14 protein-coding genes and 1 pseudogene are annotated in these 12,527 nt (G+C 63.4%); 8 read left to right on the plus strand and 7 right to left on the minus strand.

Annotation, left to right across the window (positions count from 1 at the left end; all coding sequences use genetic code 11):
- On the minus strand, positions 1–521 hold a 521-nt coding region (locus ACY65G_RS29715; protein ID WP_465000882.1), incomplete at its 3' end, for an enolase-like domain-containing protein.
- A gap of 106 nt (positions 522–627) precedes the next feature.
- Positions 628–1,701, minus strand: coding sequence for a porin (locus ACY65G_RS29720; protein ID WP_465000883.1), 1,074 nt, complete (start codon positions 1,699–1,701; stop codon positions 628–630).
- A 167-nt stretch (positions 1,702–1,868) separates the two neighbouring features.
- Between ACY65G_RS29720 and ACY65G_RS29725 the strand changes: the two genes are divergently transcribed.
- Positions 1,869–3,251 (plus strand): MBL fold metallo-hydrolase, encoded by a 1,383-nt coding sequence (locus tag ACY65G_RS29725; RefSeq protein ID WP_465000884.1) that lies wholly within the window; start codon positions 1,869–1,871, stop codon positions 3,249–3,251.
- Here ACY65G_RS29725 and ACY65G_RS29730 read toward each other — a convergent pair.
- A complete protein-coding gene (locus ACY65G_RS29730; protein ID WP_465000885.1) occupies positions 3,233–3,943 on the minus strand; it encodes a hypothetical protein in 711 nt (236 codons plus the stop codon). The genes ACY65G_RS29725 and ACY65G_RS29730 overlap by 19 nt on opposite strands.
- Positions 3,944–4,061: 118 nt before the next feature.
- Here ACY65G_RS29730 and ACY65G_RS29735 point away from each other — a divergent pair, with 118 nt between their 5' ends.
- Complete coding sequence (locus tag ACY65G_RS29735; protein ID WP_465000886.1) at positions 4,062–4,838, plus strand: hypothetical protein; 777 nt, start codon at positions 4,062–4,064, stop codon at positions 4,836–4,838.
- 193 nt (positions 4,839–5,031) lie between these two features.
- Here ACY65G_RS29735 and ACY65G_RS29740 read toward each other — a convergent pair whose 3' ends face one another.
- From ACY65G_RS29740 to ACY65G_RS29755, 4 genes are all read right to left on the minus strand, one after another.
- Positions 5,032–5,739, minus strand: a complete 708-nt coding sequence (locus ACY65G_RS29740) for a potassium channel family protein (RefSeq protein WP_465000887.1) — start codon at positions 5,737–5,739, stop codon at positions 5,032–5,034.
- A complete protein-coding gene (locus ACY65G_RS29745) occupies positions 5,729–7,060 on the minus strand; it encodes a TrkH family potassium uptake protein (RefSeq protein WP_465000888.1) in 1,332 nt (443 codons plus the stop codon). The genes ACY65G_RS29740 and ACY65G_RS29745 overlap by 11 nt, the downstream gene beginning before the upstream one ends.
- Positions 7,061–7,251: 191 nt before the next feature.
- Complete coding sequence (locus tag ACY65G_RS29750; RefSeq protein ID WP_465000889.1) at positions 7,252–7,656, minus strand: tellurite resistance TerB family protein; 405 nt, start codon at positions 7,654–7,656, stop codon at positions 7,252–7,254.
- A 53-nt stretch (positions 7,657–7,709) separates the two neighbouring features.
- On the minus strand, positions 7,710–8,675 hold the full coding sequence (locus ACY65G_RS29755) for a TerC family protein (protein ID WP_465000890.1): 966 nt from the start codon (positions 8,673–8,675) through the stop codon (positions 7,710–7,712).
- Positions 8,676–8,823: 148 nt separating this feature from the next.
- On the opposite strand from ACY65G_RS29755, the gene nhaR reads away from it, so the two are divergent.
- The 6 genes and pseudogenes from nhaR to ACY65G_RS29785 all read left to right on the plus strand — a co-directional run bounded on the left by nhaR (position 8,824) and on the right by ACY65G_RS29785 (position 12,161).
- Positions 8,824–9,720, plus strand: a complete 897-nt coding sequence (gene nhaR / locus ACY65G_RS29760; RefSeq protein ID WP_465000891.1) for a transcriptional activator NhaR — start codon at positions 8,824–8,826, stop codon at positions 9,718–9,720.
- Between the two features lie 209 nt (positions 9,721–9,929).
- Positions 9,930–10,109: pseudogene (locus ACY65G_RS29765) on the plus strand (DUF1905 domain-containing protein); the annotation flags it as partial.
- Positions 10,110–10,400, plus strand: a complete 291-nt coding sequence (locus ACY65G_RS29770) for a YdeI/OmpD-associated family protein (RefSeq protein WP_465000924.1) — start codon at positions 10,110–10,112, stop codon at positions 10,398–10,400.
- Positions 10,401–10,570: 170 nt separating this feature from the next.
- Positions 10,571–10,987 carry a hypothetical protein gene (locus ACY65G_RS29775; RefSeq protein WP_465000892.1) on the plus strand — a complete coding sequence of 139 codons (417 nt, stop codon included), beginning with the start codon at positions 10,571–10,573 and terminating at the stop codon, positions 10,985–10,987.
- Positions 10,988–11,091: 104 nt separating this feature from the next.
- Positions 11,092–11,454: a hypothetical protein gene (locus tag ACY65G_RS29780; RefSeq protein ID WP_465000893.1), complete on the plus strand. Its 363-nt coding sequence runs from the start codon at positions 11,092–11,094 to the stop codon at positions 11,452–11,454.
- Positions 11,455–11,648: 194 nt separating this feature from the next.
- Positions 11,649–12,161 (plus strand): hypothetical protein, encoded by a 513-nt coding sequence (locus ACY65G_RS29785; RefSeq protein WP_465000894.1) that lies wholly within the window; start codon positions 11,649–11,651, stop codon positions 12,159–12,161.
- The last annotated feature ends 366 nt before the right edge of the window (positions 12,162–12,527 follow it).

A 12,527-nucleotide genomic window follows, 5' to 3' on the forward strand; every position in this document is an offset into this window, starting at 1 on the left:
GCGTCGCCGGCATCCGGTTCGGCGCGGTAGTCCAGATTGGTTTTCCTGCGGTCGCCGACATAAAACAGGTAGCCGAGCATCTCCACCTTGTCGCGCTGCCGGCCCTCGCCCAGCAGATCAGCCACGGGCACGTTCATGAACTGGCCCAGCAAATCGAGCAGCGCCGATTCCATCGCCGTCACGGCGTGGATCGTGATGCGCAGGTCGAAGGTCTGCTGGCCGCGGCCACCGGCGTCGCGTTCGGCGAACGTGCTGCGCATCGCGTTGAGGATGTTGTTGTATTCGCCCAGGCTCTTGCCGATCACGAGGGAGCGCGCGTCTTCCAGCGTCTGCCGGATCTTCTCGCCGCCCGGCACTTCGCCCAGGCCCGTGTTGCCGGCGCTGTCGGTCAGGATCACAATGTTGCGGGTGAACCAGGCGCCGTGCGCACCGGAGAGGTTGAGCAGCATGCTGTCCTGGCCCGCGACGGGCACGACACGCATGTCGGTAACGGTGGGGGCGCCGGAAACGTAGTTGGTCATGTTGTTATCCCTGTGGTGAATGTTCGGTAAAGGAATCGGAACGGACCGGAACGCCGGGCCGCCGTCTTCGAGGAAATTTCCTGAAAACCAGGGTCTGTCCCCGGTTTCAAAAGGTGTGGCGGATGCCCAGGTTCCAGCCGGTGTTGCCGGAGCCTGGCTCGGTGTTGTTGGCCACCGTGTAGCCGGCGCCATTGCGGTTGTCGATATGCGCGTACGCGGCATACAGCCCGGTGCGTTTCGTCAGGGCGTGCAGGTAGCCGATGCCCCAGGAGCGGGCATCCTGGTTGAAGGCCGTACGGTCGTCCTTGTGCATGGCGGAGAACATCAGCGTGCCGGCGCCGACCGGGGCGGTGAAGCCGAGCAGGGCGGAGCGGCCGTCGATCGAGGCCGTGGCCGTCACGCCACCGTATGGGTTGGTGGCGTTGCCGAGCGGTGCGCTGTTGTCGCCCTTGTCCACGCCATAGCCGGCATGAACTTTCACGGGGCCGAAGTTGTAGCTGGCGCCCAGCAGGATGTTGCGCCCCAGGCTGCGGTCGATGGCCGCCGCCGTGGCAGTGGCGGGCACGTCGGAATTCTTGTTGTTGTAGGCCAGCCGCACGACGAGCGGCCCTTGCGCATAGCCGATGGCGCCGCCGAACTGGCGCCCCGCCGACGAATCGCTTTGTTCGCCGGCACTATAAGCCAGTTCCAGGTCAAAGCCGTTGGTGCGCGGCGCTGCATAGGTGATCGTATTGCTGGTGCGGATATTGGCGCCGGAATCCGGGAACAGGTTTTTCGACGAGCCCGCGTAGCCGGTGCCGAACGGGTCCACCACCTGCGCCAGCGTCGTGTGCCATGGCGTGTACTGGCGACCCACGGCCACCGCGCCGAACTGGCCCTTCAGGCCCACGAGCGCCTGCCGGTTGAACAGCGAGCCGGCGGCATCGATGGCACCGGTATCGATCTTCGAGCCGGCTTCGAGGACGAAGTACGCGGAGAGGCCGTTGCCCAGGTCTTCCGTGCCACGAAAGCCGATGCGGGACGCGGATGCCGCACCGCTCGTCACCTTGGTCACGTTGCCGGCACTGCCGCCGCGTTCGCCGACGACGGCCGCGTCGACGATACCGTAGATCGAGACCGTGCTCTGGGCTTGGGCGGTTGCGCCGCCGAGGGCAAGCATCAGTACTGCCGTGTTCTTCAAGATTGTCTCCGTTGGGCTGTTTTCTATGTGGAGACGATCATAGGTCGTGATAAATTCACGAACAAATCAAATAGTATCTTGATCTATACACGGTTTGAATCGATGCAATGCAGTTGCGGTTGGCTCCCACCCCGGTTGCACCGGCGCACGGCGTAGAATGGCGGACCATGAACCACCCGACCCTGACCATTTCCCGCATCCTCCACGCCGGCTACGTGTTCGAATGCGGCGGCGCGCGCATTGCCTTCGATCCCATCTTTGAAAACCCCTTTAGTCGCAACTGCCATGCCTTTCCCGAGGTGCGGTTCGATGTCGAAGGCATTCGCCGCCAGCGGTTCGACGCCGTGTTCATCTCGCATTTTCACGACGACCACTGCTCGCTCGACAGCCTCGACCTGCTGGACCGCGCCACGCCGCTGTACATCTACTGCCTGTTCGACGAGCTGTTCGTCATGGTGCGCCAGCTGGGGTTTACCAGCGTGACACCGTTGTGCCTGGATGTACCGGTCGACGTCGGCACGTTCCAGGTGGTACCCCGCGAAGCGATGGACGCGGACGTGGATTCCATGTTCCAGGTGAAGGCGGCGGGGCTGAACGTGCTCAATGTCGTCGATTCGTGGATCGACGACACCACGCTGGCGCCGCTGGTGGCGCAAGGGCCGTGGGACATGGTGCTGTGGCCGTTCCAGACGATGCGCGAGCTCGAGGTGCTGGCGCCATCGCGCTTCGCCGCCGCGCCGCCGTCACTGCCGGAAGAATGGATACCCCAGCTGCGCGCGCTGGCGCCGCGCTATGTCGTGCCCAGCTCCTGCCAGTTCGTGCAGGAGGCATGGTCGTGGTACAACCGCGCCTTCTTCCCGATCTCGTATGCACAGTTTGCGCGGGAAGTCACGGCGGCGCTGCCCGCCACCACGGTGGTGCGGCTCGATCCCTCGGTATCGGTGGCGCTGGATGCCGTATCGCTGCAGCCGGCACCGCCGCTCGACTGGGTACTGCCGGCCGGCGAACGAAACGTGGATTACGCGTATGAAGGCAATGCCGCGCCGCCGCATACCAGCGAGATCGCGCGGCAGTTCGCGCCGCTGACGGCGGCGCAGCATGCGCGCGTGGTCGACTTCTGCCGCGCAGGGCTGCCGGGCAAGTACGGTGAGGTGGAACCCGCATCGGCGTATTTCGACGAGCCGCGCATCTGGCAGCTGTCGATCTACGATCACGCGGGCGTCGCCACGCACTTCCGCTACCGGCTGGAACCCGGCGGCCCGGCCACGCCCGACGACGGTGCGACCGCGCCTGGCTGGACCACCGGGATTCCCGCCGCCCGGCTGTGGGCCGCGCTGGAGGAGGGCGAAGCGCTGACGTCGATGTACCTGCGCATCAACGACGCCGTCTTCGATGCCGATACCGACAGCGCGCTCGCGCTGGCCGAAGTGACCGACGATCCGCTGATCCGCTGCCTGTTCAGCGATACCTTCGGCGCCTACCAGGCCGCGCAGCTGCGCCGGCTGCTGGCGCGCGCCGCGTCACCCGGCGCTCATTTGCCCAGCAAATAGAGGGACTGGTTCCAGTCGTCCTGCCAGGCGTGCAGGAAATCATGCGATGCGAAGGCACGCTTCAGGGGGCCGAGCGGCACGCCATACACGTCGTGCAGCCCCAGGGCCAGCGTGACCGGATTCCATACGGCGTTGCGCTTCGATTTTCGTGCGCTGGCCTTCACGCGCGCGCCGTCGTCGCCGAAGATGCCGATCGCGTCGTCGAGCGATTTATCCATGTCCAGCCGCACCAGGCGCCCGAACGCTGCCAGCACGTCGGCCTTGCCGATACCTTGTTGCGACTCGCTGGCCGCCGGCGCCGGCCGGGCCGCTTCCGCCGCCGCGTGTTTCAGCTTGCCGGCAAGGCGCTCCACGTCCTTCTTCTGGAAGCGCAACTGGTCGAGCGGCCGGCGAAAGCCCGGCTCCGGCAACCGTGCCACGATTTTATAGGCGTCCTTCGTCATCGTGATCAGCACATCCTCGCTGCCCGCCGCGAGCCGGGCGATGTCGCCCTGGAAGAAGATCGGCGCCGCATAGCCGCCGTTGGCGTCGCCGAACAGTTCCGGGTACCCGGGGTCGTAGTCCAGCCAGACATAGGGCGTGAGTTCGTGCTCGAGCAGGCGCGCCAGTGTCCATGGCGCGCCGGTTTGCTTTTCGAGCCAGGCGCAGGCTTCGGCTGTGGTGGCGCGGAAGGGCAGGTCGGGGGTACTCATCGAATTTCTCAGCGAGGCTTGGCGGGCCGCCATTGTAGTGCACTGCCGGGCCAGCCGGCATTCGGCGATAATACCGCCTCGTCACCACAATGAACGCCGCGGGCGCACTGGAATCACCATGCAAGAGTTGATATCGCAATTGCTTCGCCTTTACCTGCCAGCCGGAGAGCCCCCGCCGCAAGGCATCGCGGAGCATCTGGAAGGCAGCGCGACGCACGCCTTCGATCTCGTCCGCGAGGGCGCGGTGCGCGCTGTCGTCATTCCGTTCGAACGGCAGCGTGACGCCGACGGTGCGGTGCAATGGGAGCGCCTGTGCGCCGTGGCCAACGCGCTGCAGGGCGAACTGGGGCTGCCGGCGCCCGCGGTGAGCGTTTCCGGCGCGGCCGGGTTCCGCCTGTGGCTGTCGTTCGAGCGGCCGGTGCCCGTCGCCCGGGCGCAGGCATTGCTCGACCTCGTTCGCGCGACGTATTGCCCCGACATGGCGCCGCTTGCCGGCATTGGCGCGCCGGTCGAGCTGCCGCCGTGCCGCAACGCGGTGTCGGACAAGTGGGCGGCATTCATCCACCCCGGCATGGGGGCCTCGTTCGCGGACGAGCCGGCGCTGGAGATGGCGCCGCCGCTCGCCGCGCAGGCCGCCTTCCTGCAGGGACTGGAGTCGATCAACGACGACGAGCTGCGGCATGCGCTGGACGTGCTGCAGGCGATGCAACCCGAGCCCATGCCCGCATCCGCGCCTGCCCCGCATGTTGCCGCGATGGCGCAGCACCGGGCGGCGGCGGAAGGCGGCGTGCCGGACGGCCTGCTGCTGAAAGACGCCACGCTGGAAGATATCGTGCGCCATCTGCACGCCATCAACATCGAGCCGACGTTCCGGCATCTGCTGCCGCCGCGCTGACCTTTGCGACGGTGCCGGCATCGGCACCGTCCATACCGGCCCCACGCTGTCCCCATTTCGATACCGCTCACTTAAATCTGCAACTAACCGAACGAAGTGGGTGGTGGCCGGGTGGTGGCCGGGCGCTGGACCGGCCGGCGAATGTCCATGCGCCGGGCCGGCAGGGAACCGGGCGGCACGGGCGCGGCTTCGCTTATTTCCTGTTCTTTGCCTTTTCACCGCCGGCAAACTGCTCGATCCTTGCCGTGGGCCCGGACACGATCAGCAGGTCCGCCGGCAGGATGCGGGTTTCCGGCCGCGCATGCTGGAAATCTTCGTTGGCGCGCTTGACGCCGACGACGGTCACGCCGTGGCGCGTGCGCACGTGCGACTCGGCCAGGGTCACGTGATGGGTGTCCGCCGGCGCATGGATCTTGGCGATCGCGAAACCATCCTCGAACTCGATGAAATCCATCATGCGGCCGGTGATCAGGTGCGCCACGCGCTCGCCCATGTCCGCTTCCGGATACACCACGTGGTGCGCGCCGATGCGCTGCGCGATCTGGCCGTGTTCGGGTGTCATCGCCTTGACCCAGATATCCTTGATGCCCAGTTCCGTGAGCACCATCAGCGTCATCAGGCTGGCGGCGAGGTCCGAGCCGATCGCCACGATCGCGTGGGAAAAATCGGCCACGCCGAGCTGCAGCATCACGTTTTCGTTGGTCGAATCGGCCTGCACGGCATGCGTGAGGCGGTCGCCCCACACCTGCACAAGCTCTTCCTTCCTGTCGACGCCCATCACATCGTGGCCCAGGTGCATCAGCGATTGCGCGACCGCGCCGCCGAACCTTCCCAGGCCGATGACGACGACGCTGTCGCTGGCCGAAAACGCGAACTGTTCCGTAAAAATCCTACCCCACAATTGGATGCTCCTCAGGAAAACGATAAGGCATGCGCCGTTCGCCGATCACCAGCGACGTGGCAAGCGTGATGGTGCCGACACGGCCGAAGAACATCAGCAGCGCCAGCACGAACTGGCCGGACGGCGGCAGGTCGGCCGTGATGCCGGTCGACAGGCCGGCGCTGCCGAACGCGGCGATCACTTCGAAGATCACCTGGTCGGTCGGGAAATGCGAGATGCGCAGCAGCGCGACGGTGCCCACGGCAACGATCACGCTGCCGACGACCAGCACCGTGATGGCCTGCCGCTGGGCCGACGCGCCGACGCGGCGGCCGAACGCCTCGGTATCCGTGTGGCCCTTCGCTTCGGCCACGACGAGCAGCACGAGGATCATCACCGTGCCCACTTTCACGCCGCCCGCGGTGCCGGCGCTGCCGCCGCCGACGAACATCAGGAAGTAGTGCAGCGCCCAGGTTTCCCGCGTCAGCGCGGCGATGTCCACCGTGTTGAAGCCCACGGTACGCGCGGAAGCCGACATGAACAGGCCGTTCAGCAGCTTTTCCGCAATGGACATGGGGCCGAAGGTCTGCGCATTGTTCCACTCGAACAGCAGGATGGCGAGAAAGCCGCCGGCGACCAGTACCAGCGTGCCGGCCAGCGTCAGCTTGGTGTGCAGCGACCAGTGGCGCGGATCGCGGCAGCGTTCCCGCAAATCGTTCAGGATGGGGAAGCCGATGCCGCCGACCACCGCGGCGATCATCACCGGCAGCAGGATCAGCGCATCGCCGGCATAGCGCATGAAGCCGTCCGTATGGATCGAGAACCCGGCATTGTTGAAGGCCGACACGGCATGGAAGAAGCCGCTCCACGTGGCGTCGCCCCAGGGCATGTCGTGGCCGAAGCGCAGCCGCAGCGTGAGGACCGTGCCGATGACGAGCTGCGACAGGATCGTCACGCCGAGCACCAGCTTCGCCACGCTGGAAATATCGCCGACCCACAGCGAGCGTGTTTCGGTCTGCGTCACCAGCCGCGTGCGCAGCCGCGGCGAACGGTTCACCATCAGGCCGAGCAGCGTGGCGGCCGTCATCATGCCGAAGCCGCCCAGCTGGAACATGACCATGATCGTCGACTGGCCGAACACCGACCAGTAGGTGCCGGTATCGACCAGTACGAGACCCGTGACGCAGATCGCGGACACGGACGTGAAGAACGCCACCATCGGCGGCGCCGGCACGCCGGCCGCGCGCGCGGCGGGCAGCATCAGCAGCAGCGTGCCGATCGCGATCGCCAGCGCAAAGCCCAGGATCACGGTGCGCGCGGGGTGGAGGACGGTCTGTTTCAAGGTTCAGGCGCCGGCATGATGGCAAAGACCGACATGGTAATCGAAGCCGCCGGTCCCGCCTAATCCCATGCGCCCGGCAGGAACAACCGGTGCAGGCAAAACCGGTGACAGGCACCGGTTGTCTCGAAACATTCCCCGTTAAGTGGTACCTGAGCGGTGCCTGTCACCGGTACGTTTTGCCGGCGCCGTCGTCACGCCGGCAGCGGTTCTTCCTGGGCATCCGGTATCCAGCGCTCGCCGGCGCGGGCCACCAGCAGGCGCTCGGCGTGGGCCAGCCGCGCGTCCGCCTCGACGATGTTGAGCATCGCCACCAGCAGCTGGCGCTGCAGGCCCGCATCGGTGATTTCGGCCAGCACGCTGTCCAGCAGTGCCGGGCCGATTTCCACCGCACCGTGGCGCACCGTGCCGCCCAGCATGTCGCTGCACAGTTCATCGAGCACTTCGCTGAACAGGGTCCAGTCGATGCCCAGGTTGCTCAGTACGGGAGCGTCTTCCAGTACCTGCAGTTCGGCCGGGTCGAGGTGGCCGTCGACCACCATCGACAGGGCGAGGAGGCGGGCGCGGGCTTGCGGGCTGTTCGTTTCATACGGTCGCATTTCAGTTCCTTTGTCGGTCACGCGGCCCCGATCGGGGCCGCGTCGTCACTACATCATTTATCGGTCTTCTTCGGCGGCAGCAGCAGGCTGGCCACCACGCTGGCACCGATCAGGAAGGCCACCACCACCAGCGAAGCTTCCACCGGCATGTGATACCACGGCATGATCAGCATCTTGGTACCGATGAACGCCAGCACCAGCGCCAGGCCATACTTGAGCAGGTGGAAGCGGTCGGCGATGTCGGCCAGCAGGAAGTACAGCGCCCGCAAGCCCAGGATCGCGAACAGGTTCGACGTGAACACGATGAACGGATCGGTCGTGATCGCGAAGATCGCCGGGATCGAATCCACCGCGAAGATCAGGTCGGTCACCTCGATCAGGATCAGCACGAGGAACAGCGGCGTCACATACAGCAGGCCGTTACGGCGCACCATGAACTTCTCGCCATGCTCGTCTTCCGCCACGCGCAGGTGCTTCTTGGCGAACTTCAGCACCGGGTTCTGCGTCACGTCCGGCTCCTGCTCGGAAGCCATCAGCATCTTGATACCGGTGAACAGCAGGAACGCGCCGAACAGGTACAGCACCCACGAGAACTCCTTGACTACCCAGGCACCGGCCAGGATCATCACGGCCCGCATCACAATCGCGCCCAGCACGCCGTAGATCAGCACGCGGCGCTGGTATTGCTGCGGCACCTGGAAAGCGCCGAAGATCAGCAGGAACACGAACACGTTGTCGACCGACAGCGCCTTCTCGATCAGGTAGCCGGACAGGAACTCCAGCGCCTTCTGGTCGGCCACCACTTCGCCCATGGTGCCTTTCAGGTGCCACCACAGGCCGGCGTTGAACAGCAGCGCCATCGTCACCCACACGCCCGACCATGCGGCCGCTTCCTTCACGCTCACCTTGTGCGCCTTGTTGCCGCCAAAGACGAACAGGTCGAGTGCCAGCATCACCAGCACGAATGCCACGAAGCCGGCCCACATGCCCGGTGTGGCTATATTTTCAAGTCCAGTCATATCGACCAACTCCTTAAGGAATATCAATACACGAAGGATACTGGCACACGATTCATTGGACAAATCGAATATACTTGCACGACACATCGAAAAAAACGATGATTAGCGAATCGATCACGCAATGGACGATGCGCGTCATCCAGCACCCATGAGCCTCAACTACAAGCATCTCCGATATTTCTGGATGGTGGCGCGCACTGGCACGATCGCCCGCGCCGCCGAGCAGCTGCACCTCACGCCACAGTCCATTTCCGGCCAGCTGACGGAATTCGCCGAATCGCTCGGCGTGGAGCTGTTCCGCCGCGCCGGTCGCACGCTGGAGCTGACCGAGGCGGGCACGCGCGTGCTGGGCTATGCCGACACGATCTTTCGCACGGGCGACGAACTGGTCGAGGCCCTGCACGACGAATCGGCGCATGCCACGCGCTTCCTCGTGGGCTGCGCCGATTCGGTGTCGAAAATGGTCGCCAGCCAGGTGCTGACGCCCGCACTGTCGCTGGCCGAGCCGGTGCGCCTCGTGTGCCGGGAAGGGCGCCTGGCCACGCTGCTGGGCGACCTGGCCGTGCACCGGCTCGACCTGATCATCGCCGACCGTCCGATGCCGCCGCACCTCGCCGTGCGCGGCTATTCCCACCTGCTGGGCGAAAGCGCGCTGAAAATCTTCGGTGCGCCGGCATTGCGCTCACGGCTGAAGGGGCCATTCCCGCAGTGTCTCGACAAGATGCCGATGCTGCTGCCGGGCGAGGACTTCGCCACGCGCCCGCGCGTACTGCGCTGGCTGGAAGAACACGGGCTGCGGCCGCGCATCGTCGGCGAATTCGACGACAGCGCGATGATGAAGGCGTTCGGCAGGGCCGGCGCGGGGCTGTTCTTTGCCCCCGGCGTGCTGGCCGACTATATCTGCAAGCAATACGAGGTCGAACAGTTCGGTGAGGCGCAGGACGTGATGGACCAGGTCTATGCGATCACCACCGAGCGCCGCCTGAGCCACCCGGCCACCGTGGCGATCAGCCAGGAGGCGCGCAAGCACCTGTTCGGCGGCTAGGCTCGTGCCGGACCGTGTGTCGGGTGTCGGGCGCCGGGCGATGCCAACGACGGACCTTCCTGCGATAATCCCTCCACGCCCCGGCGCTGCGCGCTACCCCAGGAACGAGACCTTTGCCGAAAGGAGCCCTGATGAAACCGATCGCCCACGCCAGCTTCCACGCCAGGCTGTGCCGCCCCGCCGATTTGTAGGGGGAGGATGCCTGGGCCTTTGTCATCCTGCCGAAGCCGGAAAGCGACAAGTTTCCACGGCGGGGCAGGACGAGCATGGCAGGCACGATCAACGGGCACCCCTTCCAGGCAGTCCTCGAGCCGGACGGGCAACTGGGCCATTGGCTCAAGATTCCCGGTGCCCTGTTGGAAAGTGCGGATGTCGAGGCGGGAAATCTGGTGACGCTGGAGGTTCAACCGCTGGCGGATGAACTGGAACCGCCACTGCCGCCGGCATTTCGCGCGGCGCTTGCGGCTTCGCCGGAAGCCAGGGCGGCCTGGGACAGCACCACGACCATTGCCCGCATCGACTGGATACACTGGATCGTTTCGGCCAAGCAGGAGAAAACCCGCATGAGCCGCGTGGCCGGTGCCTGCGAGATGCTTGCCGCCGGCAAGAAGCGGGTCTGTTGCTTCGATCCTTCCGGCTATTACAGCAAAGCGTTTGCTGCGCCCCGGGAGGCGGACTGATTGTTCGATTCCGCCTCGCCCGCATATCGCCGGGGGCATCGACTGCGATGAGTTTTCCGGGAGCCGAAGCTCGCCGAGGCCTTCGAGGCGAGCAGGAAACCTGTCATGGCGGGCCGCTTTCGGCCAAAAGCGGTCCCTCAACGGCAAAGGTCAAAGATTGCAAACAAAGAATGAAGAATAGTTTGAAGGTGAAGCAAGCTTGCCTATTGGTAGCGATTGCAAGCACGGCTGCAACTGGCTATGCGCGTTCCTTGCCACACGTGGAACTCGTCAAAAAGTTACTGCAGGGGGCGCAATATAAGGAAGTTCTGAAAGAATGCAAATCTATTCCTCTCGCTGCGCCAATTGTGGGAGCAGATAAAGAACTTGAATGCTGGGCTGCAGCAACCGCCAAGGCTCTTGACAAACAATCACCCGCCTTGTCGTCTTTAATACTGAATGATTCTGCTCGTGAAAATTTGATATCGAGTTGCAGCAAGTTAGCCAAGGATGAACAGTCCGAAAACCCAGCGTGCGCAACCGCCCGACTTGCTAATACTTTCATTGCGTTGAAGTCCGCTACAGCAATGTCAACTCCCACTCCGTAGAGGTCCGCAATTGGGCGACAGCCGTCGTGCACTGGACGGCGGCAACCGGCCAGGAGCGGTCCTTTAATCTATTGGACAAAGCATAACGTAAGGCGTCCATCGCTATGACAATTCCTCAACGCAACAACGTCTACAGCCTCTTGGAATGTGACGGCCGAATTGCTGAGCTCGCCGAAATCGTACGTAACCACATGGCCTTAGCCGATGACGAAATTTGGTTGAAAAAATCGCAGTTCGACGACGAAGAGACTTTAATCATTTGCTCGAATAAAGCGGACTTTGCCGCATGCCGAGGAACAGCCAACGGGGAATTTCTTTTCAATGGAGCTGTTACTGGGAGCAGTCAGGAGGTACGACGCTTTGTTCAAGATCTGCACCAGGCGGCCACGGCTGCTGGATTCCGTTCACGATTCGAGATTTACGATGAAGACATGAACTGTCTTTCCCAGCTCGACGTCGAACCCTAAGGTACAGCAGGACCGGCCTGTAGCCATGCCGTGTACGCAAGTTAAGCCAGCCTTTTCCCTCTAGCCAATGTCTGCTTCGGGGCGGGAGCTGCCTGTCGTGACAGTCTGTGACTTTTCCGGTTCGACGAACTGCTATGCTGGAGCGAACGGCCGAGTTCGGCCAAAAGCGGCCGTACAGTTTGAAGGACTGAGGCATGGCATATCCGGCTGCGTTTCCAAGGACAATGAAAATGATTTATGGCGAGCGTTGGGGATACTGGGCGCTTGAGTGGTCGGTGGCTTGGGATCCGTCTCTCACCGATCTACTTCAGTTGGCACCGGAACTGGTGGTTGGAAAGCAGGTAGCTATTACATCATGTGACAGCGGTCCCTACGTGCCATCGGAGGAGGAGCTGAAATCGGGCTGGAGTCGCCGCGAGACTACAGCGATCAGCAGAGAGATTGAGCAGCTGACAGAGTTGCCGGCATCAGGCTTCGATGAATGGTACGTCTATGATTCCACTCCTCTCAATTGCCCGAAGCGAAACCATGTTAATCGATACGGTTTTTCGGTTTTCGATGAGGGCATCGAAACCGAATCATTTTGGGAACAAATCAGAAAGTCAGACCCGCTCCATATATTGGGAGCTGGAACGCCGAACATGTTCTTTGTCACGCGTGACCGCGACAGCTTTGAGCGTGCGAAAAGGCGATACGTAACAATATGACGACAGCGCCGAGGCATTTGCTACCACTTGTACGACAGCTTCGGGTCGGCAGTTGCCGTACACTGAACGGCCGAAACCGGCCAACAGCGGACAACGGAGACGTCGCCAAAGACATGCTCAGGGAACATAAAGAAGTTATGAGAGTCGAACTTTTGAGGGTGGAGGACGTATTCGATCTTACGAACCAAGGACTCGTGTGCACGCCCTTTTTTCAGCCGTCACCGCAAGGTCCGTTCAACAATTTCTCTGCGGTTGTAACTGTCCAGCCTCCTGATCGTCCGGCATTTGACGTTGACGCATCCTTTAACCTTTCGCATTTCAAAATTCTGGATGTGGACGTGCCCGTTGAAAGGCGATGGAAGGTTG

It is taken from the genome of Pseudoduganella sp. jia 12 (genome assembly GCF_055502675.1).

Coding starts and splice junctions, on each gene's coding strand:
- ACY65G_RS29725 (WP_465000884.1), top strand. CDS start 1,869: ATGAACCACCCGACCCTGACCATTTCCCGCATCCTCCACGCCGGCTAC.
- ACY65G_RS29730 (WP_465000885.1), bottom strand. CDS start 3,943: ATGAGTACCCCCGACCTGCCCTTCCGCGCCACCACAGCCGAAGCCTGC.
- ACY65G_RS29735 (WP_465000886.1), top strand. CDS start 4,062: ATGCAAGAGTTGATATCGCAATTGCTTCGCCTTTACCTGCCAGCCGGA.
- ACY65G_RS29750 (WP_465000889.1), bottom strand. CDS start 7,656: ATGCGACCGTATGAAACGAACAGCCCGCAAGCCCGCGCCCGCCTCCTC.
- ACY65G_RS29755 (WP_465000890.1), bottom strand. CDS start 8,675: ATGACTGGACTTGAAAATATAGCCACACCGGGCATGTGGGCCGGCTTC.
- nhaR (WP_465000891.1), top strand. CDS start 8,824: ATGAGCCTCAACTACAAGCATCTCCGATATTTCTGGATGGTGGCGCGC.
- ACY65G_RS29775 (WP_465000892.1), top strand. CDS start 10,571: ATGAAGAATAGTTTGAAGGTGAAGCAAGCTTGCCTATTGGTAGCGATT.
- ACY65G_RS29780 (WP_465000893.1), top strand. CDS start 11,092: ATGACAATTCCTCAACGCAACAACGTCTACAGCCTCTTGGAATGTGAC.
- ACY65G_RS29785 (WP_465000894.1), top strand. CDS start 11,649: ATGGCATATCCGGCTGCGTTTCCAAGGACAATGAAAATGATTTATGGC.